The 23,483-nt window shown below is 41.9% G+C and carries 17 protein-coding genes; 5 read left to right on the top strand and 12 right to left on the bottom strand.

Going from position 1 to position 23,483, the window contains the following annotated elements; translation table 11 throughout:
* Positions 1 to 37: 37 nt before the first annotated feature.
* The 3 genes from KQP93_RS10645 to apbC all read right to left on the bottom strand — a co-directional run bounded on the left by KQP93_RS10645 (position 38) and on the right by apbC (position 7,115).
* Entirely contained in the window at positions 38 to 2,989 is a 2,952-nt protein-coding gene (locus tag KQP93_RS10645; protein ID WP_217874349.1) for a TonB-dependent receptor, read from the bottom strand.
* Between the two features lie 78 nt (positions 2,990 to 3,067).
* Positions 3,068 to 5,719, bottom strand: a complete 2,652-nt coding sequence (locus tag KQP93_RS10650; RefSeq protein ID WP_217874350.1) for a glycoside hydrolase family 16 protein — start codon at positions 5,717 to 5,719, stop codon at positions 3,068 to 3,070.
* Between the two features lie 316 nt (positions 5,720 to 6,035).
* Positions 6,036 to 7,115 (bottom strand): iron-sulfur cluster carrier protein ApbC, encoded by a 1,080-nt coding sequence (gene apbC / locus KQP93_RS10655; protein WP_217874351.1) that lies wholly within the window; start codon positions 7,113 to 7,115, stop codon positions 6,036 to 6,038.
* Between the two features lie 178 nt (positions 7,116 to 7,293).
* Between apbC and metG the strand changes: the two genes are divergently transcribed.
* Positions 7,294 to 9,318, top strand: a complete 2,025-nt coding sequence (gene metG / locus KQP93_RS10660; RefSeq protein WP_217874352.1) for a methionine--tRNA ligase — start codon at positions 7,294 to 7,296, stop codon at positions 9,316 to 9,318.
* A gap of 92 nt (positions 9,319 to 9,410) precedes the next feature.
* On the opposite strand, the gene KQP93_RS10665 is transcribed toward metG, so the two are convergent.
* Both KQP93_RS10665 and lepB read right to left on the bottom strand, forming a co-directional pair.
* Entirely contained in the window at positions 9,411 to 10,226 is an 816-nt protein-coding gene (locus KQP93_RS10665; protein WP_217874353.1) for a hypothetical protein, read from the bottom strand.
* Positions 10,227 to 10,309: 83 nt separating this feature from the next.
* The gene (gene lepB / locus KQP93_RS10670; protein ID WP_217874354.1) at positions 10,310 to 10,969 is read right to left on the bottom strand and encodes a signal peptidase I; all 660 of its coding nucleotides are present in this window, start codon (positions 10,967 to 10,969) and stop codon (positions 10,310 to 10,312) included.
* Between the two features lie 186 nt (positions 10,970 to 11,155).
* On the opposite strand from lepB, the gene KQP93_RS10675 reads away from it, so the two are divergent.
* Both KQP93_RS10675 and KQP93_RS10680 read left to right on the top strand, forming a co-directional pair.
* A complete protein-coding gene (locus tag KQP93_RS10675) occupies positions 11,156 to 11,614 on the top strand; it encodes a hypothetical protein (protein ID WP_217874355.1) in 459 nt (152 codons plus the stop codon).
* Positions 11,615 to 11,821 carry a helix-turn-helix transcriptional regulator gene (locus tag KQP93_RS10680; protein WP_054552938.1) on the top strand — a complete coding sequence of 69 codons (207 nt, stop codon included), beginning with the start codon at positions 11,615 to 11,617 and terminating at the stop codon, positions 11,819 to 11,821.
* 56 nt (positions 11,822 to 11,877) lie between these two features.
* Here the strand turns inward: KQP93_RS10680 and KQP93_RS10685 are convergent, their stop codons facing one another.
* The 4 genes from KQP93_RS10685 to aceK are packed head-to-tail and all read right to left on the bottom strand — an operon-like array spanning position 11,878 to position 15,437.
* A complete protein-coding gene (locus KQP93_RS10685) occupies positions 11,878 to 12,138 on the bottom strand; it encodes a DUF2999 family protein (protein WP_054561248.1) in 261 nt (86 codons plus the stop codon).
* Between the two features lie 53 nt (positions 12,139 to 12,191).
* Positions 12,192 to 13,154 (bottom strand): zinc-binding dehydrogenase, encoded by a 963-nt coding sequence (locus tag KQP93_RS10690; RefSeq protein WP_217874356.1) that lies wholly within the window; start codon positions 13,152 to 13,154, stop codon positions 12,192 to 12,194.
* Between the two features lie 8 nt (positions 13,155 to 13,162).
* Positions 13,163 to 13,555 (bottom strand): hypothetical protein, encoded by a 393-nt coding sequence (locus KQP93_RS10695; protein WP_054561986.1) that lies wholly within the window; start codon positions 13,553 to 13,555, stop codon positions 13,163 to 13,165.
* A gap of 52 nt (positions 13,556 to 13,607) precedes the next feature.
* Positions 13,608 to 15,437, bottom strand: a complete 1,830-nt coding sequence (aceK, locus tag KQP93_RS10700; RefSeq protein ID WP_217874357.1) for a bifunctional isocitrate dehydrogenase kinase/phosphatase — start codon at positions 15,435 to 15,437, stop codon at positions 13,608 to 13,610.
* A 105-nt stretch (positions 15,438 to 15,542) separates the two neighbouring features.
* Between aceK and KQP93_RS10705 the strand changes: the two genes are divergently transcribed.
* A complete protein-coding gene (locus tag KQP93_RS10705; protein ID WP_217874359.1) occupies positions 15,543 to 16,490 on the top strand; it encodes a LysR family transcriptional regulator in 948 nt (315 codons plus the stop codon).
* A 111-nt stretch (positions 16,491 to 16,601) separates the two neighbouring features.
* A complete protein-coding gene (locus tag KQP93_RS10710) occupies positions 16,602 to 17,045 on the top strand; it encodes a hypothetical protein (protein WP_217874360.1) in 444 nt (147 codons plus the stop codon).
* Here KQP93_RS10710 and icd read toward each other — a convergent pair.
* The 3 genes from icd to KQP93_RS10725 form a co-directional block, all read right to left on the bottom strand.
* Entirely contained in the window at positions 17,042 to 18,316 is a 1,275-nt protein-coding gene (gene icd, locus KQP93_RS10715; protein ID WP_217876774.1) for an NADP-dependent isocitrate dehydrogenase, read from the bottom strand. The genes KQP93_RS10710 and icd overlap by 4 nt on opposite strands.
* Before the next feature lie 92 nt (positions 18,317 to 18,408).
* Complete coding sequence (locus KQP93_RS10720; RefSeq protein ID WP_217874362.1) at positions 18,409 to 21,090, bottom strand: 7TM diverse intracellular signaling domain-containing protein; 2,682 nt, start codon at positions 21,088 to 21,090, stop codon at positions 18,409 to 18,411.
* A gap of 37 nt (positions 21,091 to 21,127) precedes the next feature.
* Complete coding sequence (locus KQP93_RS10725; protein WP_254907664.1) at positions 21,128 to 23,392, bottom strand: TonB-dependent receptor; 2,265 nt, start codon at positions 23,390 to 23,392, stop codon at positions 21,128 to 21,130.
* Positions 23,393 to 23,483 lie beyond the last annotated feature (91 nt).

Below are 23,483 nucleotides of genomic sequence, written 5' to 3' on the forward strand. Positions count from 1 at the left end.
GCTCATTGAGCGGCTTTTGTTCCATCGGGATCACATATTAAAAGCTATAACGAGCACCGATTGTATAACGTGGGCCGTATTGGCGAGCAAATAAGAACTGCTCTTCGTAACGACCGTAGCCACGCTCAGTTTCGTTATTAAGGTTTATACCTTCAAAGAAAACAGTCATGTTTTCGTTGATGTCGTAGTTAACACTTAAGTCCCACTGACCATATGTATCGCCAAACTGTGGCGGCGCATCAGATGAACCTTGCGCTTGACCAACACCAATTAAGTAAGAGTCACGCCATGCGTAAGTCACTTTCACAGATAAACCATCTTTATCATAGAAAGCTTGGAAGTTCGCTGAATCACTTAAGCCAGATAATGGCGCTTGTTGAGTTAAGCTATCAACATCAAATTCAACATCACCATCTACAAATGTTGCGTTGACACCTAAACCAAAGCCGCTTTCACCAAATAAGTGCTGAACAGCAAGTTCAAAGCCATCAACTGATTTGCTATCAGTGTTTTGTGGCTGAGAAATGTTCCATACCATTAGTGGGTCAGAGCTCGTCGGCTCAATAGCACCATCCGCATTACCATAACCTAATGCTAGCATTTCATTGAAAATAGCGTCACTCGTTGCTTGCTCGCCACGCGCTTCAACTGATGCGACAGCCTCTTGGTATCGAGGGCCATTTAAGATGTCATGCAAACCATCAATAGTTGTTTCTGTAATTTGCGTTTGAATAAAATTATCTACGTCTTTTTTGAAGTAACCAACCGATGCATAGCTGCCTTCACCGTAGTAATACTCAAGTGATAAATCGAGGTTTGTTGATTCAAATGGCAACAGGTTAGTATTACCTTGGCCGCCAGTACGTGAACCTGGTTTCGGGCTACCCGTTAAGCTTCGGCCACCAGCTAAATTACCAAGTGGTGCGCGAGCCATGGTTTTACCCCATGAAACACGACCTACAAGCTCGTCTGTAATTTCAACTTTTACGTCGATATTTGGTAACCAGATATCGTAGTTACCTTCTTCTTGATAAAAGTTGTCTGTACCGCCAGTTTCGTACTGCATGATCCACTCAGATGCACTCACCCAATTAACTTGGCTTTCTACACGTTGACGAACCGTACTGGTTACATCGGTATCTTCGTAGCGAAGACCTGCGTTGATTTGAACAAAGTAATCAGACAATTCAAATTCCCATAAGCTGTTCACGTAGAAGCTTTGCGTTTTTTCTTCTACGTAGCTTTCACTGTCGATACCATCAAAGTATGGGTCAATTGAATATTGATTATCGCCTAATAAATCTTCGTTTAAATAAGCAAGTTGACGAGCTAACGCTTCTTCAAAACTATAGGTGTAATAGTAATTTGGCTCAAGGGCACTACCACCTCCAGCGAACTGGTCAAGCATGTCTCCAGTATCATTATAAGTGAACATGCCATCAGGGAAGATTTCGGTGAATGATGGATTAAAACCCGGGCCGCCACGTAAGCCACTCCATGCAGTAAAGCCACCCATAGTTTGCTTAGTATTGGCAGCACCGAATTTCACTTTAACAAGTGGAACTTCAAAGCTTTCATTGAACCAAGTTGCATGAAGCTGAGCTTGCTCTACCTTAGACTCACCTGGTGAGTAAATAAACTGACTGAAGTTTGAATCTATCTCACTTGGATCAAGTACTGTCGTACCATTTTTCCAATTAACGTATGCATGCGGAACTTCGCCTGTGCGATAATCATATACTTTGCTCTGTAACTGATCCGAGCCAAGAATGATTTGACCATCAGAACCTAAGCCATCATCTGCGCCGTTATCAGTTTCGTTTTTCGAATCATGATAATCGAACTCAACTTCCCACTGGTCGTTGATTTGCCATTCTAGGTTTAAACCAATTGAGCGTGCTTTTACTTCTGTAGTGGCACGACTTGCCGTGAATGAACCATCATTACCACTGATATCGGCATAAAGCGCTGTACCATTTTCATCAAGCTCATAACTATTAATGTTACTGCCAAACTCATTCCAAATACCCCAACCAGCAGTTTCAACACCAGTGATTGCACGACTTGCCGTATAATCAACCGTTGCAGTAAAACTTTCAATTGGTGAGTACTGTAAAGTTACTTGGCCATTAGTACGCTCACGTTCAACATCAGCAATACTATAGTTCATGTCTTTCGGGAAGAAGTGATTACCGACACGGTTGCCTTCGCTATCTACCGCACGTGGGTCAATGTAGTCACCTTCATCAAGGGTTGGTAAGTCAACATTTGCTTGCCAACCTTGAATATTGGCACTTTGCTGTTGAAAATCACGTTCTTGATGAGAGAATGATGCCGCAAAACCAAATGTATCATCAGCATAGGTATTGCTGTACATCGCTGAAAACTCTGGCGTTACATCATCACCTTTTTCATTTGACGAGTCATGAATAGCTTTAATCGACGAGCTAAACTTTTCGCCTGGGCTATTTAATGGGCGAGTTGTAATAATATTTACAGTAGCACCTAGACCACCACTTGGTACATCAGCTTGACCTGATTTCGCTACTTCAAGTGCACTTACACCGTCAGCGGCAATATTCTCAAGGGCGTATGAACGTGTATAACCCGTGCCTGGCATTTGACGGCCATTCAACATTACTAGGTTAAACTCAGGGCCAAAACCACGTACCGTAATTTCGCTACCTTCTCCGTTTGAACGGCTCACTGATACACCGGTAATACGCTGTAATGATTCAGCTAAGTTAGTATCTGGGAATTTACCCATCTCTTCTGCTGAAATCGCATCAACAACACCAGTTGCATCACGTTTCATATCCATGGCGCGGATCATACTGCCACGAATACCTTTAATTTCGATAACTTCAATATCGTTATCAGCTTTCTCTTGCTCATCCTGTGCATAAGCCGACATAGTGCCTAGCCCTGCGGTTAAAATCATCGCAACTGACGCTGCAAGAGGTGTTTTAATAAATTTTGTGCTTTTCATGATATACCTGCTTTTGCAATATGTTGTCATGGATACTGGGTGCTGTAATCAGCACCCATCACTTGTTGCCAATGTTAATTACGGGTTTGCAATAACTGCATTATCAATACGGTAAACCGCACCTTCACCCATCCCCCATGACGGGAACACCATAACAACGTCGATTGCACTAATATCAAGACCTGCACTTAGTAAGTCAGCAAGTGTATAAGTATACGTTTGCCACTCACCAACCACCGGCTCGACACCTTCTTGACTTGCACTTAATGCAAGCTCCACAGCTTGACCTGCATCGTTTGATTCAATCTTGAATAACCACTGAGCATCTTGGTCGCTGGCGTTTGAAACAATCTTCATTTCAAAACGAACCACACCTTCAGATAATAAGTGCGATGCATCAAAGCTCACGCCATCATCAGCTAAAAAGCCCATTACCGTAGCGGTAGAACCAATTTGAAATTCTGCCACAGAGCCATGAGTTTCATCGTCAGTTTCGACTGTTGGCGTGCTACCAGCACAACAATCCCAAATGCTCCACTGATCTGCCACGTTTTCGGCAAACAGCGTCAGCTCTGATGCTGCCGATTCTTGCTCAGGTGCATAAATGCGAGCATTGTCGACACGGTAAACGGCACCTTCACCTTGACCCCAAGCAGGGAAAATCATGATTACATCAATAGCACTTACATCTAAACCTGCGTTTAATAAAGTACTGATTGGGAAAGTGTATGTTTGCCATTCACCAGCAACAGGGTCAACACCTTCTGAGCTTGTGTTAAGGTTAACTTCTACCGCTGTTGCACCTTCATTAGACTCAACTTTTAATAACCAAGGCGCATCTGGTGTTGATGATAAAGAGGTGATCTTCATCTCAAACTGCAGCATGCCATCATCAACCAATGCTGATGCATCAAACTGAGTACCACTACCACCTGATGAAGTACGGTTAATAAAACCCATTACCGTAGGAGTTGCACCAATAGAGAACTCTGCAGTAACACCATGCTCTTCGTCGTCGACTACTTCAACAGGTGTTGAACCACCACAACAATCCCATAGCGGCCAATCAAGATTAGTTTCATCAGTGAATAAAGTTAATGAAGGTAATGTTGTTGTGCCGCCATTAGTAATTTCAACATTATCAACACGGTAAACAGCACCTTCACCTTGACCCCACGCAGGGAAAATCATGATCACATCGATCAGTGATACATTTAAGCCAGCATCAGCTAATGTTTGCAGTGGGAAGGTATAAGTTTGCCATTCACCAGCAACTGGGCTGACACCTTCTGTGCTATCACTTAGATTTAGCTCAACGGCTGTCGCGCCTTCATCACTTTCGACTTTAAATAACCAAGGTGCATCTGGTGTAGCTGGCAGCGAAGTCACTTGCATATCAAACGTTACATAGCCGTCTTCTAGCATTGCACTAGCATCATAAGGAGAGGCTTCACCATTTTCATCGGTAATAAAGGCATCACGGCTAATAAAGCCATTTACTGTAGGCTCTGCACCCACACTAAACTCAACCACATTACCACGGTCTGCATCTTCAACTAACCCTGGCGTTGTGCCACCACAACAGTCCCATGCAGGCCAGTTAGGGTTAAAGCTGCTATCAAAGATAGTAAGCGGAGTTACAGTGCCATCACTTGGTGGTGTTGGAGCAGGAGCTGCGCCTTGCACAAGTGCATCTTCTAAATTGTCATAACCAGGGCGAACTGTTTCACAACCTTTGCCTGTGTCAGGGTCTTGCGCACATTCATAAACACGAACATAGTCAACTTCAAATGCCTGACCATTTTCGAATGCACTTGCATCAATACCGGTTGCATTAACGTTTTCAGGCCAATCACCGCCAACTGCGAAGTTAAGAATTAAATAAAACTCTTGGTCATAAGGAGATTCATCCCAAAACGTTTTTAACTCACCAGTTGTTTGGTCAAAGTACTCTGTGTACCAACCTTTATGTTTTAGAGCCAGCGCTTCACCATTTGCATTGTAAAGTAGCTCTGACTTGCGCTGTGTCGCGTATAGGTAGTCATCAACATACCAGCGAATTTCACCCTCTTGCCACTCAATAGCATAAGTATGAAAGTCATCAGCAGGGTTTGACCCTTGGTCAAATGCATAAGCCTTACCACTGCTATCATTATTTGGCCACTCTTTACCATAGTGAAGCGTGCCGTAAATATTTGACTCGACACCATCTTCGGTTGGAACTTTTAAGTTAACCGACTCAACAATGTCAATTTCACCAGAGCGAGGCCAGCCACCGTAAACTTCATCGGTTGGCATCATCCAGAACGCAGGCCAAGAACCTTGCCCACTAGGTAGCTTTGCACGTACTTCAAAGCGACCATATTTAAAATCAGCTTTATAGCGAGTATTGATACGTGCAGACGTATAAGGTTTTGCTGCACCCTCTTCTGCAGGTAATGCAACAATATTTAGAATACCGTCTGCAACAAAAGCGTTTTCTTCACTGTCGGTATAACATTGTTTTTCGTTATTACCGCCACCCGCACAGTCTATTTCGAAATTCCATTTGTTGTCATCAATGGCATCGCCGTCAAAGTTATCTTCCCAAACCATCACCCAATCTGAAACTGGTTCAGTTGGATCGACAGTATCTATTTTTGTATCTGTGGCAGAGCCACCGCAGCCAACTAAAGTCGCTACAGAAAGCGCCATTGTTAGTTGTGTTAAGTGTGTTTTGAATTTGTTCATTGCATTGAACCCTAACATTATGTGTTTGTTAGTACTCAACTGATATATATAGAGTATAGTTTTAATCAGTCAATTGTAAGCGCTTACATTAAGGAGTAAATAAAAAGCCCTTTCAATGTAAGCGCTTTCATTAGGGTATGACACGGTTACTAAAACGTCAATAAAATATTAACATTTACTGCGAAATTGTTTTAGTCTAGGTGATTAACAAGACAAGCCATGAACAAAAAAGTAAGTGAGTAGCCTCACAGCAAGAGAAATTCACTAAAAACAACTTTATTAACTGAAACGTCTAGCTGTAATACTTTTGCTACCATTAATCTTCGGTAATGATGATTTCAACTGAACTTGACTGTGACTGCTGATAATACAAGCTACTAGCAAGCACACGTGCTGCGGTTTTGTAGGTTTCACTTATCTGAGCCGTATTGTCTTTGGCAATTAAGTCGCCCTGCTCTGAGCTCTCGCGAATTTCAATAGCCAGCGGAATATTAGCAAGCACAGGCACGCCATGACGATGCGCTAATGTTACAGCGCCATCTTTTCCAAAAACATGATTAGGCTCACCACAATGACCACACAAGAAGTAGCTCATATTTTCAATTAAACCAAGCACGGGCACATTCACTTTATTGAACATAGCAATGCCCTTTTGTGCATCGGCTAAAGCCAAATCTTGAGGCGTGGTAATGATCACAGCGCCACTTGCTGGCACTTTTTGGCTCATGGTTAATTGAATATCACCCGTGCCTGGAGGCATATCAACAATTAGATAATCAAGCTCACCCCAAGCGGTTTCGTTCATTAATTGATTAAGTGCACCTGATGCCATTGGCCCTCGCCAAACGGTTGCATCATCGCTTGGTACTAAAAAGCCGATCGATTGCGCTTTGAGGTTGTGCGCTTCAAAAGGGAGTAAGTTTTTATTATCGGCTGTTTTCGGCTCAGCCCCTTGTAGGCCCAGAAGCAGTGGAATAGACGGACCATAAATATCGGCATCGAGAATACCCACTTTGGCACCCTCTTGCTCTAAAGCTGAGGCAAGATTCACCGCCGTGGTTGATTTTCCAACGCCGCCCTTGCCTGATGCAACGAGCACAATATGTTTAATTTGCTTAAAACTATATGTGCCAGGTAATTTAACTTGAGCGCTAATTGACACAGGTATTGATAGTTTATCAGTGACAAATTTTTCAATTTCGTTGATTTCGCCCATGCCAGCAAAAGGTAGGCTAAGTTTTACCTGCCAGCTTTTATCGCTGTTTTGATTAAGCTCTTCGAGCCAGTCTTGCTCAATGCCAATGGCAAATGCGCTACTACGGTAGGCGGCTAAGGCAGCAATGATAGGTGCTTTTTCAGCCGATTTACTTGAGAATAGTTTTGACAGTCCAAACATAGCAATAAATTAGCGTTTCTTTGATGAAAAGTGCTGCGGAATTATGTAACATTCAAGGCATTAAAACCAGACAATTAGATAATATCATTGCTTTAGGTTGTATATAAGCAACCCACAATGAATTAAATAATGATATTCGAGCGTATTTGCATCGAACTAATCTCAATTCGGAATGATTATGGCACAGCGAAAGATCCTGATTACTAGCGCATTACCTTATGCCAATGGCCCGACTCACTTAGGTCATTTACTAGAATATATCCAAACTGATATTTGGGCGCGTTTCCAAAAACAACAAGGTCATGAAACCTACTATGTTTGCGCGGATGATGCTCACGGCACACCAATTATGCTTAATGCGCAAAAGCAAGGGATCACGCCAGAAGAGATGGTTAAAAACGTCAGTGTTGAACGTCAACGAGACTTTGCTGATTTCAACATTAAGTTTGATAACTATCACAGCACGCACAGTGAAGAGAACCGTCACTTTAGCGAGTTAATCTACAACCGTTTAAATGAAGCGGGTCACATTAAAAAGCATACTATTTCTCAACTTTTCGACCCAGAGAAAGGTATCTTCTTACCAGATCGTTTTGTAACAGGTACTTGCCCTACGTGTAAGTCTGAAGATCAAAACGGTGACAGCTGTGATTCTTGTGGTGCAACTTACAGCCCAACAGAGCTTATCAACCCACGCTCTGTTATGTCGGGTGCTGAGCCAATCTTAAAAGATTCTGAGCATTACTTCTTCGACCTTCCTGCTTTTGAAGACATGCTTAAAGAGTGGTTACACTCAGGTACGATTCAACAAGAAATGGCGAACAAGCTAGATGAATGGTTTGCAGATGGCCTACAGCAGTGGGATATCAGCCGTGACGCACCTTATTTTGGTTTTGAAATCCCTGGTGCACCGGGTAAATACTTCTACGTTTGGTTAGACGCACCTATTGGCTACATGGCGAGCTTTAAAAACCTTTGCGACAAAAAAGGGATTGATTTTGATGCCTTCTGGAGCGAAGACTCAGATGCAGAGCTTTACCACTTCATTGGTAAAGACATCATCTATTTCCACAGCTTATTCTGGCCAGCAATGTTAGATGGCGCAAAATTCAGAAAGCCAACAAACGTATTTGCCCACGGTTTTGTAACTGTGAATGGCGCGAAGATGTCTAAATCAAAAGGCACTTTTGTTAAAGCGCGTACTTACCTTGATAACCTAGATCCTGAATATCTTCGTTATTACTACGCAGCAAAGCTTAACAACGGTATCACTGACCTTGATTTAAACCTTGAAGACTTTGCACTACGTGTTAACTCTGACTTAGTAGGTAAAGTAGTTAATATCGCAAGCCGTTGTGCAAGTTTCATCACCAAGAAGTTTGACGGTAAGCTTAGCGACACCGTAATGGACGAAGCACTATTAGGTGAGTTCCAAGCAGCTTCTGCAAGCATCGCAAATCACTATGAAAACCGTGATTACAGCCGTGCAATTCGTGAAATCATGGCACTTGCTGATAAAGCAAACCAATTTATCGACGCTAAAGCGCCTTGGGTATTGATTAAAGACGAAACAAAACAACAAGAAACACACGATGTTTGTTCACTTGGCTTAAATATGTTCCGTGTACTTATCACTTACTTAAAACCTGTTCTTCCAGGTATGGCTGCAAACGTTGAAGCTTTCTTAAACGACGATTTAACATGGCAAGGCGCGCAAACTGCGCTTGTTGGTCACGCAATTAATAAGTTCAAACCGTTAATGCAACGTGTTGAAATGGATAAAGTAAACAAAATGATTGAAGAATCAAAAGAAAGCCTAGTTGCTGAAAAAGACAAGATTGATCCAAACAGCCCACTAGCAAAAGAACCTATCAGCCCAGAAATCGAATTTGATGATTTTGCGAAAGTTGACTTACGCGTAGCAAAAATTGCTAAAGCAGAACACGTTGAGGGCGCAGATAAGTTATTAAAACTAACTTTAGATTTAGGTGGCGAAACGCGCCAAGTATTCGCAGGCATTAAATCTGCGTATGCACCAGAAGACATCGAAGGTAAGCTAACGGTTATGGTAGCAAACCTTAAACCTCGTAAGATGCGTTTTGGTATGTCTGAAGGCATGGTATTAGCAGCAGGCCCTGGCGGTAAAGAAATTTATATTCTTAACCCAGATGATGGCTCAGAGCCTGGCATGCGTGTAATGTAATTACACAATTACTAGCTACTATAAAAAACCGTTGTGTCTAGGCACAACGGTTTTTTTGTATTTAATGGATGCTTTAGATTAATGTAGTTAGCTTATGAGCTTGGGCATGCAGGATACTCAGTCAGTACTTGAGTAATTATTTGCCCAAACTGCTGGTGTTGCTGTTCGGTAATAGCAAAAGCAGCATTGTAAGCTAGGGTATCGGCAAGCTCACCTGTTATGACTTCATAGAAAGTCATCGCGGTCAGTAAGTGCCCTGCATCTGAAGCATGATTTCCATCTGAACTGTAAAAATTAAGCTCAGGTAATGCCGCAATTGCTTTGTCCCAAACTAAACCGATTGGTGCAACACAACTTGCCTCTTTTTCACTAATCGACAAATGCAATTGATAGACAAGCTCCCCTTCTTTGCTGTCGCCTCGCTGCGGATGCTCAGGAAATAAGATGGGCGTGATATCCAGCTCTTTTGCACTGGCAATTAATCGCTCAGCCTCACTTGTAGAATAATTAACAGAGCCAGACTGAGAATACTTTTGACCTTGAAAAATAGCATGGCTCCAATTGTCTTGCTGTAGCTTTTCAACATTGCCTGATGCGTTCACTATCTCATCTAAAAAGCGACCACTGACGGTAAGGGTTGAGACTTGAGAATTTGTTAACTCACTGGAAATGAGCTGTTCAAGCAAGCTCCCTAATTTTGTGCTATGGCTATTGCCATAGATAATAATTTTATAGTCAGCACTACCACTATTATCGACAAGCCCAACACCTTTATCGGGTGTTGAGCTGTTAGTGTCATCAACTTTTGTAGATTCGTTTTTTGAGCTCGAACCACATGCAACAAGGCTAATCGAAAAGACGAGTAAAAAATAACATCGAATTAATCTCGCAAACTTATCATTTATCATACTTTACCTTTTGGCTTATTATTTTTATGTCGTTAATATTGAAACACAAAACTCTAAATTGCCAATTTTTGGATGATATTTATCTAAGGCGCTAAGTACAAATCATGTAAAACCCGCTCTTTTCGAGGTAAGTAATAATCATCATAATCAAGTGACACTATGACTCTTTTAGCTTTACCTAATAACTCACTGCGAGGCACTAAGCCAATCACTCGCGAGTCTGCACTATTATCACGGTTATCACCCATCGCTAGATACATATCGCTGGGAATAACGACAGGGGCAAAGTGCTGCATCACCGAAGGCGTTTTTGATACCTGAATAGCGTGCTGAACACCTGCAAGGTTTTCAATGAGTGTTTGCTGCTCTTGCTTATCATCAGTTAATGCGTAATCAAGTGCTTTACCGTTTATGATCAATTTATTATCGACTAAAGTCACTGTATCGCCCGGCACGCCAATAACACGCTTTATTAAGCGATTATTTGCAGCCTTAGAATCAAATACAATAATATCACCGGCTTGTGGCTCATCAGTACGCATTATCGAAATATGACTAAATGGCACACGCAGATCATAAGCCATTTTATCCGTTAAAATACGGTCTCCTTCAACGATGGTCGGGTTCATTGAACCTGTTGGCACTTCATACCAATCAGCCACTGCACTTCTAAAAACACTCATCAAGCAGATAAATAAAATCAATGAGCGATTATTTTTCCATACCTTCAAAAGCCAGTTCATATTTGTTCCTTATTTGTTGTTTGTTTCAATAGGAGTCTGTGCGGTACAAATTAGTTCTTAACTAAATGTAACGAAATACGTCAATGATAAAAATACCATACATGATGTTAAAAATATTTGACACAGTAAGCAATGAGTAGTTTACTTAACACCAAGTCAAATATATTTTACATAGGGTGGAAGGAAATGAGCTACAAAGAAATGACAATTTGGGGCACCTTGGTGATAACCATAGGCCTTTTAAGCTATTACCTGTTAGGTATTAATTCACTACAAGCCGCGGGGGCTCTAAGCCAAGAGACCATGGTGTCTTATTTGTATAGGTTTCTCGTAATTGCGGTAGTCTTAGAGATCATTATACAATCTGTGCTTGCTGGTATTAAACACAAAGAAGCAAACTTAGGGGATGATGAGCGCGACAAGCTCATTGACCTAAAAAGCGCCAAGCTTGGTCACTGGTTCTGCTCTGCAACTATCTTAATGTGTGTATTTTTAGCGACGCAAATTGAGCGCGTATCTGGACGCATGCTGTTACCTGAGGTTTCTGATCTATATAATATTATGCACTTTCTTATTATTGGTTTTTTAGCCAGTGAAATTATTACTATTGCCAGCAAAGCGTATTTATATCGAAGAGACAGCTAGATGACAAAACAGCTCAGTAATACCATTCGGGAACTTCGATTTCATCACAACGAAATGACTCAGCAAGCATTGGCAGAGGCAGTTGGCGTTTCAAGGCAAACTATAGTAGCAATTGAAAAAGGTAAATATTCACCCTCGCTCGAGGTGGCTTTTAAGATTGCTCAACTGTTTGATAAGAAACTAGACGACGTGTTTTCGTATCAGTAATTAACAAAAAAGGTTAGCCAAAGAGCTAACCTTTTTTAAATTCGTATCATTTAATTTTATGACTGCTGATTTTTGAACTGCGCTTTGGCTTGCTCAACTTCATCATCACTGATACCCACTGATTCAGCCGCTTCTTTAATAAGGTGTGGCTGTGTCATCACTAATGCCATCAGTTGTTGAAGCTTTTCAGGTGGAATACCTAACTGTTGAACCAGACCCATTGCCATCATTGGGTTTTCCATAAACGCTTGAAACAGCTCACGCACTTTCTCGTCACTTACATTGTGCTCTTTGAGCATTGCAATAATAGGGTTCATATTAACCTTTACTTTTAACTACTAATAAAACCAATAATATGGGCAAATTGCTGTTATTCAACTAACATCACCACTTTTCCCGAATTTTCGTTGTTATCTAAAGTGCGGTGCGCCTCATTGGCCTCTTGCCAATTTAAGGTTTTATAGATATTGCAATCGAACAGCCCGTTAGCCAAGTCATCATAAAAGCGCGATATAAACTGCTCTTTTAAATCACGTTTAAATTCAATTGAACGATTACGCAAAGTTGATGCATGAAATGATATGCGCTTACTAAGTAGCCTCGCAAAGTCAACCTCAGCAAAGCGCGCATCTAAAAACGCTAACATCACAATTTGGCAATCTATTGCTGCAACGGCAGCATTTTTATTTAAATAGCTTCCTGAGACAGGATCAACAATGGTATTGGCCTGTAAATTATTGGCTTTGAAGTATTCTACAAAATCAGTGGTTTTATAATTAATGGTGTGGTCTGCGCCAAGCTGCTTGGCATGTTCACACTTTTCATCACTGCCTGCGGTGATCACCACTTGAGCACCCGCACGTTTTGCCATTTGAATTGCCGCCCCACCGACACCACTTGCTCCCGCATGGATCAGTGCCGTTTGCCCCGCTTTGAGCTGACCAAATTGAAACAAGGCAGAAAATGCCGTTAAGTAAACTTCGCTGATTGCAGCGCCTTGGGCCATTGTCATTTCATCTGGTAAAGGCATCACTTGCGCAGCATCAACGGCAACATACTCGCTGTAAGCACCGCCCGCACACAAGGCAAAAACACGTTTATTAAGCCAATCTCCCGATACTGCACTACCTTGCTCAACAATGGTACCGGCACATTCTAACCCTAGAATTTCACTGTCACCTTTGGGCGCAGGATATTTACCTTGTCGCTGTAAACAATCTGCCCGATTAACGCCGATTGCTGCAACAGCAATAAGAACTTCGTTATCTTTTAGAACTGGTTTATCTGTTTGCGCAAAATGTAACTGTGAGTCTTCGTGCTTAATATAACGCATATCACCTTCTATTTAATTCGTTGCCAGATCTCAGCTTCGACTAATTTGCCATTTTCATACAAGGTGTGGTGCCACAAGTCACCTTTTATTTTGTAATCAAATGCCATGGTCTTACCAAGTAGTGAAGGTACATTACCATAGGAGAAAGTCTCGATAAATTGCTGGTCTTGCAAAACATATTTGCCGCCACCAGCGTAATGAAAGTTGCCTTGCTTTTGGGTGATATAGCTAAAATGACTGGGTGTAATCAGTTTAACTGAGGTTATTTCTGGCGCTTTTGCCGTCACATAGCCGTCATTGGTTGCATATTTGCCTTCAACAAATTGCCAGCTACCTAATAACGGATTGGCGCTTACCATAGACGAAATAAATAAACTCGATAATAACAGTGTGTTTTTCATAGTGCGTTCCTTAGCAATTTTTTCAATAGCATACGCTAACACTATGTTCCTATTAAACTGTTATCGGTTGAGATTTTTTCATTTGAGCTCTCATCGACGAAAAGCGCCAAGACTGCTTATAAGGATAAACATCAAGCAATTGCCCATCGTTTATCACAGCTTGTAATTGCTGCCACATTGTGGCAGTGAAAATATCTTGATGCGCAGCATTAAAGTGCTCAAACGCTCGCTTATTAGCGCTAAAAAACACTTTAAACTGGCTGGGAAATATGTCGTTTTCGGCGATATCAAAGTAGCTTTCGCTACTGAGTTCATCTAATGAGTCATCGGTTTTTGGCAGCTCTCTAAATTGACACTCTGTCATCGGGCAAATTTCATCGTAGTCATAAAAAACCACTCTTCCCCAACGGGTTACACCAAAGTTTTTCATCAGCATATCACCGGGGAAAATATTAGCCCCCGCAAGCTCTTTTATCGCTTTACCGTAATCAACCATTACTTGCTGCAGTTTTCGCTCATCACATTCGTTGATATACAAATTAAGCGGCGTCATTTTACGCTCTACATAAACATGGCGCAAAATAAGTGCATTACCCGAGATCACTAAGCTATCGCCAATTTGCTGCTGCATTATTTGTATAAGCTCATCACTAAATCGGCTTAAATCAAACGCTAAATAACGAAATTCGTGTGTATCAACTAGCCGGCCTACTCGGTCGGCTTGTTTAACAAAGTCGTACTTGGCCATTACTTGTTGTTTGGTGGCCGTTTTTGGCGCACTAAATTTATCCTTTATTACCTTGTACACATAATCTGAGCCTGGGGTGGTAAATACCAGCATCACCATGCCCGGCGTACCCGGCGCAAGTGTGTACTTATCGTCAACGGGGCTATTGCGGGTGGTATCAACTTTATAACGATAAAACTCGGTTTTCGCGTGTTTGATAAAGCCTATGGCATTAAACAGCTCAAAACGTTGCTTATGAGGCATTAAAACACTGAGGTAATCTACGTAACGGGCGGGTTGGTCAGTGTCGACCATAAAATAAGTACGCGCAAAGCCAAACAACAAGCTGAGTTGATCAGCTCCCATCATCACAGCATCAATGTGCAAACCTTTTTCACTGTTTAATAGCGCAATCGCAAATGGCATGTTATCGCCATTTTTAGCAATACAGCGGCCTATGATGTAACAGGCTTTATTTCTGAAAAACAATGAATTAGCGTATTCAATATAACCGTCGTTAAGTGCTAGCAGCTCATAAACTTGTGGGCATTGTTGTTTCGCTCCAGCAATCAAGGTGCGCTGTAACATGGCAACATCATCAGTAAAATCAGCGTATTGTGAGCGAAACACATGCCGCTTGATCAAGCTACTAATCGCACTTTCAAAGCCATTTTGCAGGGAAATGCGGCTAACCAATGAATCAAAGGGTCTTGGCCCCAGTTGATATCGTGCTTTCAGTACAAACAAGTGCACATTGCGAATTTTTCGTGAGTCCCAAATTGCACCGAAGGTTGAGTTAAAAAAGGTATGAGCAATGGGCTGGTTTTCATGGCTTTGCACCATTTCTGCGTATATTTGTTTGGCTAATAACCAAAGCGCTGGGTCGTCTACTTCGCTATAAGCAATAATTTTTACCGCTTGGCTTACCTTTTTTACTTGCCCTTCGTAAACTTGCAATCGCGATTTCATAGCCCCTTGAACTTGATGCCACTGGCGCTGTTCAAAACGACTTTGTGCACCGAGGGTAATATTTAAAAACTCTGCAAACATAGCCTCAAAGCCAGCATACACTGCACGGGCAAGCTTAGTCGCTACGACCTGATTTAACTGTTCGCTGTGTGATTTAACAGCCAAATGTGAACTTTGCTGTGGCATTATTTTTATCGCTTATGCTGATTATTTTAGTCGCCTTGTTTACACACAATAGCAAGCGCGCTTTAATTTAGGTAATTAATAAAGATAATAAATAAGATTGATCAAATGAATATTAGGCACGTCGACCTCAACCTATTGGTGTATTTAAATGTCCTCATTGATGAACAAAGTGTGTCTAAAGCCGCTAATAAACTAGCTTTGACTCAACCTGCAATGAGTAATGCTCTTAAACGTTTGCGTGATTTATTTGATGATCCATTATTAGTGAGAGCCGCTGGCACAATGACGCCAACTGCAAAAGCGCTCAGCCTCAAACCTGAAATAGAATCACTATTAAAAATGGCTGAGGAAATTACTCAGCCTAGTGAGGTATTCGACCCGAGCACAGCCAATATTACGTTTCGGATCATGGCAAACGACTACCTTGAATCAACCCTTATTGCGCCGTTTATCACCCAGCAGCTTGCAAAGAATCCGGGGCTTAATTTTGATATTTTGAGCCCAAGCGATGTTAACCTTCAAGATATGGAAAAAGGCACCATCGACCTTGCCATTAATCGCTTTAACGGCCTGCCCCGCTCATTTCACCAAGCCAGTGTCTGGCGAGATAATTACTGCTGCTTAACACACCCAGACAACCCTTACTTGCAACAGCAAAACCTTGAAGGCTACCTTGATCAAGAACACATTTGGGTGAATCGAGCTGGTTGGGGCGTTGAGGCGGCTGTAACAAATAAATCAGGCAGCCAAAAACTCGGCTGGGTCGATGAGGCATTATGGCAACTAGAACAAACCCGCAATATTCGCGTATTCACCCGCCATTACATGGTGGCAAGCTTGCTGTGCCAATCACCAAAACTTATCGCCACATTGCCCCGTCGACAAGCGATGTTATTAGCAAAACACACTGATTTGGTAATAAGTCCAGTGCCATTTCAAATCGTGCCTATTGAAGTAAAAATGTTATGGAGCCCTTTACTACATCACGCAAACCCGCACCAATGGCTGCGCAGAGAGCTACTTGCCTTTGCCAGTACCGTGGCTGATCGCTAAAAACAGCATAATATTGATAAAATCAATATCAGTTATTGAAAACAACAATTTCATTAATAATGAGTGAAGGGCTAGAGTGAAGTTAAGCACATAAACAAAGAGAAAATGATTATGGAAACTTCAGCGCAATTCACTCAACAAGACGGCCTTTACATCAATGGTCAATTACACTCATTCATCGAGCAGCAGCTTTGTAAAAAAAGTGATTTAGCCTGCGATGAGATTTACCAAACACTAGCAACGATGGTTGATGAGTTTGGTTGCCAATGCCGTAAAACCAAACATCAAGATGATGATGTTTTACAAGCAGAGACACTGTTAAAAGCGTATAGCACAGTACGTACTCACCCGCATTGTCATGTTGATGCACAAACAACAACTGCAGTGCTAGATGAATACTGCTGCCAAGTACCAGCTATTTTAGTGGTTGCGTTAATGGATACATTAACAGGCATGACAAGCAATGAGCCAGGTGCAGAGCACATTTACCAACTTGCAGCACAGTTAACAGGTAAACCATGTGTCTACGCAGTTAAAAGCGCCAATGCCGCTTAATATGGTTCATTATTTGAGTTACTTATTCGCGCGATGATGCTTTTTGCAAAATCACTGCAACTAAGCATCGTCGCATCGGCTACTAGGTTCGCCAAATCAAACGTCATTTCATTTGCGCTAAGCGTCTGCTCTAGGGCTTTTTCTATTTTATTCGCCGCTTCGTGCCAGCCCATAAAACGTAGCATCATGACCGCACTTAAAATACTGCTTGTTGGATTTGCAGTGTCTTCTCCGGCGATGCGATTAAATGTGCCATGAGTCGGTTCGAAAAAGGCCACTTCATTATTTAAGTTTGCCGCAGGCATAATACCTACCCCACCAACTTGTGCGGTTAGCATATCAGCTAAGTAATCGCCGTTTTGATTGGTTGTTACCACCACATCAAATTGCTCTGGGGTGAGCAGCGCTTGTTGTAGCATGTTATCGGCAATGACTTCTTTGATAATTAAATCATCTTGCTCGTCACGTTTGATCACTAACCAACGACCATTTTCGTGCGCTACAGCGTTAAACTCTTGCTCTGCAAGGGCAAATGCCCAGCGTTTAAAGGCGCCATCGGTAAATTTAAGTACATTGCCTTTGTGCACCACAGTCAGTGATTCACTGTGCTCTTTAAGGGCAAAGTTAAGGGCGTAACGCATTAGTCGCTCTGCCGCCTCTTTCGAGCTATTTTTAATACCAATACCGCATTGGTTATCAAAACGAAGTCGGGTGACACCCATTTCTTGGCACAAGAAATCAAGCATACGTTCGTTGTCAATACTGCCAGCCTGCCACTCAATGCCTGAGTAAACGTCTTCAGAGCTGTCGCGTATTACTGTGATTTGGGTTTTTTCAGGCTCTTTTAAAGGTGATGGTAAATGCGGATAACTGCGAATGGGCCGCATATTAACGAATAAGTCCATCTCATGACGAAGAGCGACATTTAAAGAGCGAAAACCACCGCCAAGAGGGGTTGTTAGCGGCCCTTTGATAGCAATTTTATACTGCCGAACTGCATGCAGGGTTTCTTGCGGGAACCAGTCGCCATCGTAAAGCGCGGCTGCTTTTTCGCCATTGAACACTTCCATCCAATGTATTTGTTTATCGCCTTGATAAGCCTGACTCACTGCAGCATCAACAATATCACGCATTACCGGGCTGATATCTTGACCCACACCATCGCCTTCAATGTAAGCAATAACCGGGTTATCAGGAATATGCCATTGACCCTTACTATCGATAGTAATTTGCGCGCCATTCGAGGGGACTGAAATATGTTGATACTGCATCATGCCTTCCCAGCAAGGTGTTTTAATAATATTAATATCAAGAAATAGCTAATTTGTCTGTGCTTACAAAGAAATAGCCGCTATTCAAGCAATCAATGCGTTACCTTGGTAATCTCGTCTTGCATGGCACAAAATAAGGATGCAATAAGCTGCGTATCGAGCGTGACGGTATCTTTTTTAAGCGCAGCATCAACGGCAACCGCCTTAACATAAAGCGTTTCACATTCGAACATGTTCGCAGCGCCTTTAAGCATATGAACATTTCTGCTTAATCCGTCAATATCCATCTTTTTGTATTGCTCGCGCATTTCTCGATACTGTTCTTCCAGACCTTTTATGTAGTCATCTTTAAGTGCCTGAAACTCTTTTTCAGGTAACTTGATATCGGCTAACTCATCGCAATCTAAGTAACTGGCAATTTTATGGCTAAACGCGTTTCTATCAATTGGTTTGGCGATTAAATCATTAAAGCCTTGCTTCATATAACGGGCAATTTCATGCTTCATGGTATTCGCTGTCAGTGCAATGATAGGCGCACTCACTCCCGTTGCTTGCATCATTTTTAATGCTTCTTGACCGTCCATAATGGGCATTTGAATATCAAGCAAAATAAGATCAAAGCTGTCTTCGAGGGTTGCTTGCACTGCGTCTTTACCATTTTCAACGGTTATCACTGTCAGCCCCATACGCTCTAATATTCGCGCAATTAAACGTCGGTTGTCTGGGTGGTCTTCGGCAAGTAACACTCTGCCCTTTAAGTTCTCTGGTGCATCAAGCTTACTAAACGGTGAGGTTTCAACGAGCTTCACTTCGCTCATATCATTAAGCCAACGTGTATTATCTGTGGTGTACACCGACATAGTGAAAATAAACTCACTGCCAGAGCCGACATTACTTTTAACGCTAATATCCCCATCCAATTTTTTGGCGAGGCTCTTTGAAATATTAAGTCCAAGCCCGGTACCGCCATACTGGCGAGAAATACTTGAATCCGCTTGATAAAACGCACTAAACAAGGCTTGTTGCTCTTTATCTGTCATGCCAATACCTGTGTCTTTAACGCTTATCGACAACTTATCGTTATGACAGCTCACCGTTAAAGTTATACGCCCGACTTGGGTGAATTTGAGGGCGTTGGTTGTTAGGTTTAATAAGATTTGCCTTAAACGACTCGGATCGGTAATAACGTAGTCTGGCAATGGGAACTGATAGTCAACACTGAACTTTAAGCCTTTATCACGGATTTGCTTGCCAATAAGTGACTCAATATTGGCAATCGTAGCAAACAAATCTGTTTCGACTAAATCAATCTCTAGCTTGTTGGCTTCAATTTTCGACATATCGAGTATATCGTTAATTAGTCCCAGTACATGGCGGCTATTTTGCAAAATAACCCCAATCCCATGGTTGCGCTCGTGAGGCTTAATATCCCCGAGCATAATGCCATCTGCATAGCCAATGATTGATGTCATTGGGGTACGAATTTCATGACTGATATTCGCTAAAAAGCGGCTTTTAGCTTCATTAGCATCGCGAAGCTCAGAGGCGAGTTCTTCAAGCTCCAACGTTCTTAGATGGACTTTTTCTTCTAGATTTTTGTTGAGCTCTACGTTGTCATCGTGAAGCAACCTAAACTTATCGGCAACAGCAAAAGCCAACAACATAGCGTCCATGGCTGTGCCTATCAAACCCAATAAATATAAATTAATGGAGGTAGCTGGCAGTAAACCTAAATTAGTTAAATTACCCACCATATTCGGGAGCATCATGGCAATGTAAGCCAGCACAAAATAGCGTGCTGGCTTAAAGCCAATGAGCATACAGCGAATACCTATGTATAAGCCTAAACATAAAGCAACACCCGTCACTAACGTTGACCAATAAAAACCAAAGCTTGGCCATAAAATACAAAACGGAATACCCAAAGTGGCGATTACACCCACCGTCAGAGATAATTGCGCCAGTTTCGGAAATGTTTCTTTGAGTTTAAGTAAGTTGTTGTAAAACAGAATATTGGTTAAAGGTGTGAGCGCAAAGCCGAGCCAATGAAGATGAGGATTATAGTAACCAAACAGCTGATCCGAAATATGGAAAAAGTGGCTCCAAGCAAACACCCAAGATGCAGTAAACAATGCGTAATACAGGTGTGTGACATCACGAGAAACCAAGTAAATCAATAAGTTATACAAACCAAGTGCAATACCCACCCCAAAGCAGAGCATCATGATCATATTTTCGACGGTTATGTTCTGAAAATAATCTTGATAAGGCGTTAATACCAGCTTTGCAGGAGTATAAAAGTAATCACTCTCAAAATAAGTAATAAGCGTATAGTGCTTACCTTTTTCAAGAGATAAGCGATTACCATAGTGAAAAGCAAATTGATTTGGCTCGACCCCACCTGTTACAAAGTGCTGTATGGGGGCTGTTGGGTCAGTTATATCGTAAATGCGGCTTTCTATTTTCGAAACCAAGGTGTTATACGGATAGAGCACTAAATCTTCGATATCACTTTGATTTTCAATTTCAACAATTAACCAATAACTACCGCCGACAGAACTTATTCGAGATTGCGGTTTTTTGTTGGCTCGCCAAGCATCAATCGCAGCCACCGATTGCGGAAACATATTATCGTTTGCCGTAAACACTTCTCCGACATCATGAAGGTTTTGATCAGCAACAGCATCAGTGTAGACAAACGTATCTTGTGCATTTGCCGCAACACTTAATAGCAATAAAAACAGCAGAGTACTTAAATACAGCTTTAACCGCATTCACAAAACCCCTGTACCATTTTGGAGATGGCAACGACTAGAATTGCAGTGAAACATCAAAACCATAGCGACGCCCTTCCCCTTTAAAGTCTTCAAGCATGCCTAGGAACGAACTTAAATCGAACTTTAACTGGCTATATTCAGTATCAAATAAATTTTTGCCCCATAAAGTAAATGACCAATTATCAACATCATATTTTAGATGCGCATTAACAATGCTAAAGCCGTCTTGGCGGGCATAAGGGTTCATGTTCTGATCAAAATAAAACTCAGACTGGTAATCGTAAATAATATTGGCCGATAACGGATACGACGCCAAGCTGGTATCGTATTTTAACCCCGCTGATACATTCCATTTAGAGGTAAATGGTAGTTGGTTATCGGTAATACTATTGCCAAGTGGGTCAACGTATTCTTCAAACTCAGCATGAGGGATATAGCCAACTGAAAGTAGCATGGATAATTGCTTAGTTGCTTGGTAATTGATTTCAGTTTCAAGACCGTAAATAGTTGAATCAGCAACATTTTCAAGTAATTGTACAGGTGGCATTTGCGGTGTTTCTGACGCTTGGTTCATAAACACTTGTTGGTCGTTATAGTCATAGTAAAACGCCGCCCAATTCATTCTAAGTTGCTTCCCAGGCCAGAACGACTTTAAGCCAGCTTCATGGGCATTTAAGCGCTCTTTGCCGTAGTTTGCTAAGATTGCTTGTTCTTCAGATGACAAAAAGCCGCCGTTATAACCGCCACTTTTACTACCATTAGCAAAACGATAATAAAGATTGCTTGCATCTGAATAGCGATAATTAACTGCAAATTGGCCAGTAAAGCCATTGTCTGATTGCTCATCGGTAACGCGATAAAATGGTACAAGCACTCCGTCTAAGTCATTCACATCAACCACCGCATTTAACGTGGCGATTGAGTCATACTCAAGTGACTCATAGTCATATCTAAGACCGGCTGTGATCATCCATCTATCTGCGACAGGCACTTCAATTTGGCTAAATACAGCCAAATTTTGCATCTTGATTTCGTTATCGTAGATAAAGGTCGCGGTTAAATTTGTCGGTAAAATACCCCGGAAATCACGCAAAATATCATTTAAATTATCTTGCTCAATCGTCTCATCTGCAAAATAAACACCACTGGTTAGTGTGTAATCAGCAAGTTCATTTAATAACCTGAATTCTTGGCTGAATAGTTGGGTATCTAACCCTAATACTCCTTCGCACAAACGAGCTGGCGAGCCATCGCAGTTAAAAGCATGGCTTCTTTCTAAGTCGTTAAAGCTCGAAAGCGAGGTAAAAGTACTTTGCTCGTTTAAATGCCAATTCACTTCAGCAATAAAGCCATAACCATCAGATTTATGAGGTGAGTCGTTATTGACGCTCACAGCAAAGAAGTCATCACTGCCATCATTAAAACCAAAGTTATCAAAACAGTGTGTTGAGCCCGCATCTGCTGGTGAACACAGCTCACCCGTTAAAGGGTTCGCGACAATACCAATACTGCCAACTGGCTGGGCAATACCATCCCAATCTTCAATATGTGCTTGCAGGTAAAGATCAACGTCATCCCACTCAGACAAAAAAGACACACGGGCATTTTTTTGCTCCATGCCTGCTGTTGGTGAGTCTGCATAAGTATTTTTTGTTGAATATTCGTAGTCTTGATAGTTAACAGCAATACGCATTGCGCTGGAGTCTGAGAGTTGCTGGTTCCACATACCATCGATGCTGGTGGCGTTGTTATTGGCAGCACCTAATGTTAGCGAGCCATAGCTATCAAACTCAGGGCGATTTGAGCGTATAAGTATTGCACCACCGGTAGAATTACGACCAAACAAGGTACCCTGCGGGCCGCGTAAAATATCGAGTTGTTCAATATCGTACAAGTTAACAATTTGATTATTGGCAGACCCCACCGCAACGCCATCAAGATACATGGCAACAGGTGAAGTGTTCGCCGTATTATAATCAAGTAACCCCACCCCGCGAATACTCACAGCCGGAGGCGTCCCTTCTGCGGCGTTTTGGGTAATTTTAACGTTTGGCGCAAACAAACCAATTTCAGTTGAATCTTTAAAATGCTGAGCTTTTAAAATTTCGCCATCCACTTGGCTTACCGCTACACTTACGTCTTCAATTGCTTGCGGACGCTTTTGTGCATAAACGCTAATAACTTCCATGTCTTTATCAGTCTCAGCTCCTTGTGCAACAGCGCTTGCCATTACACATGCCGCCAAGCTTGAGCTCGACAACATCATAAACTTTGGATCTTTAAGAAAAGGACGCTTCATTGGCTTTTAGACCTTAAAAGAGGGAAACTTGTTAAATTGTTGTAATTTAGTGGTAAGTATAGACCAAACAATAGATTAAAGTCGCATATAA

It is taken from the genome of Pseudoalteromonas shioyasakiensis, from assembly GCF_019134595.1.
Lineage (GTDB): Bacteria > Pseudomonadota > Gammaproteobacteria > Enterobacterales > Alteromonadaceae > Pseudoalteromonas > Pseudoalteromonas shioyasakiensis_A.

What these genes read in the sequence shown, in the direction of transcription:
- KQP93_RS10720 (WP_217874362.1), bottom strand. Translation starts at nt 21,090, where the DNA reads ATGCGGTTAAAGCTGTATTTAAGTACTCTGCTGTTTTTATTGCTATTA.
- apbC (WP_217874351.1), bottom strand. Translation starts at nt 7,115, where the DNA reads ATGTTTGGACTGTCAAAACTATTCTCAAGTAAATCGGCTGAAAAAGCA.
- KQP93_RS10710 (WP_217874360.1), top strand. Translation starts at nt 16,602, where the DNA reads ATGGAAACTTCAGCGCAATTCACTCAACAAGACGGCCTTTACATCAAT.
- KQP93_RS10695 (WP_054561986.1), bottom strand. Translation starts at nt 13,555, where the DNA reads ATGAAAAACACACTGTTATTATCGAGTTTATTTATTTCGTCTATGGTA.
- KQP93_RS10705 (WP_217874359.1), top strand. Translation starts at nt 15,543, where the DNA reads ATGAATATTAGGCACGTCGACCTCAACCTATTGGTGTATTTAAATGTC.
- lepB (WP_217874354.1), bottom strand. Translation starts at nt 10,969, where the DNA reads ATGAACTGGCTTTTGAAGGTATGGAAAAATAATCGCTCATTGATTTTA.
- KQP93_RS10680 (WP_054552938.1), top strand. Translation starts at nt 11,615, where the DNA reads ATGACAAAACAGCTCAGTAATACCATTCGGGAACTTCGATTTCATCAC.
- KQP93_RS10665 (WP_217874353.1), bottom strand. Translation starts at nt 10,226, where the DNA reads ATGATAAATGATAAGTTTGCGAGATTAATTCGATGTTATTTTTTACTC.
- KQP93_RS10675 (WP_217874355.1), top strand. Translation starts at nt 11,156, where the DNA reads ATGAGCTACAAAGAAATGACAATTTGGGGCACCTTGGTGATAACCATA.
- icd (WP_217876774.1), bottom strand. Translation starts at nt 18,316, where the DNA reads ATGCAGTATCAACATATTTCAGTCCCCTCGAATGGCGCGCAAATTACT.
- KQP93_RS10685 (WP_054561248.1), bottom strand. Translation starts at nt 12,138, where the DNA reads ATGAACCCTATTATTGCAATGCTCAAAGAGCACAATGTAAGTGACGAG.
- KQP93_RS10650 (WP_217874350.1), bottom strand. Translation starts at nt 5,719, where the DNA reads ATGAACAAATTCAAAACACACTTAACACAACTAACAATGGCGCTTTCT.
- KQP93_RS10645 (WP_217874349.1), bottom strand. Translation starts at nt 2,989, where the DNA reads ATGAAAAGCACAAAATTTATTAAAACACCTCTTGCAGCGTCAGTTGCG.
- metG (WP_217874352.1), top strand. Translation starts at nt 7,294, where the DNA reads ATGGCACAGCGAAAGATCCTGATTACTAGCGCATTACCTTATGCCAAT.
- KQP93_RS10725 (WP_254907664.1), bottom strand. Translation starts at nt 23,392, where the DNA reads ATGAAGCGTCCTTTTCTTAAAGATCCAAAGTTTATGATGTTGTCGAGC.
- KQP93_RS10690 (WP_217874356.1), bottom strand. Translation starts at nt 13,154, where the DNA reads ATGCGTTATATTAAGCACGAAGACTCACAGTTACATTTTGCGCAAACA.
- aceK (WP_217874357.1), bottom strand. Translation starts at nt 15,437, where the DNA reads ATGCCACAGCAAAGTTCACATTTGGCTGTTAAATCACACAGCGAACAG.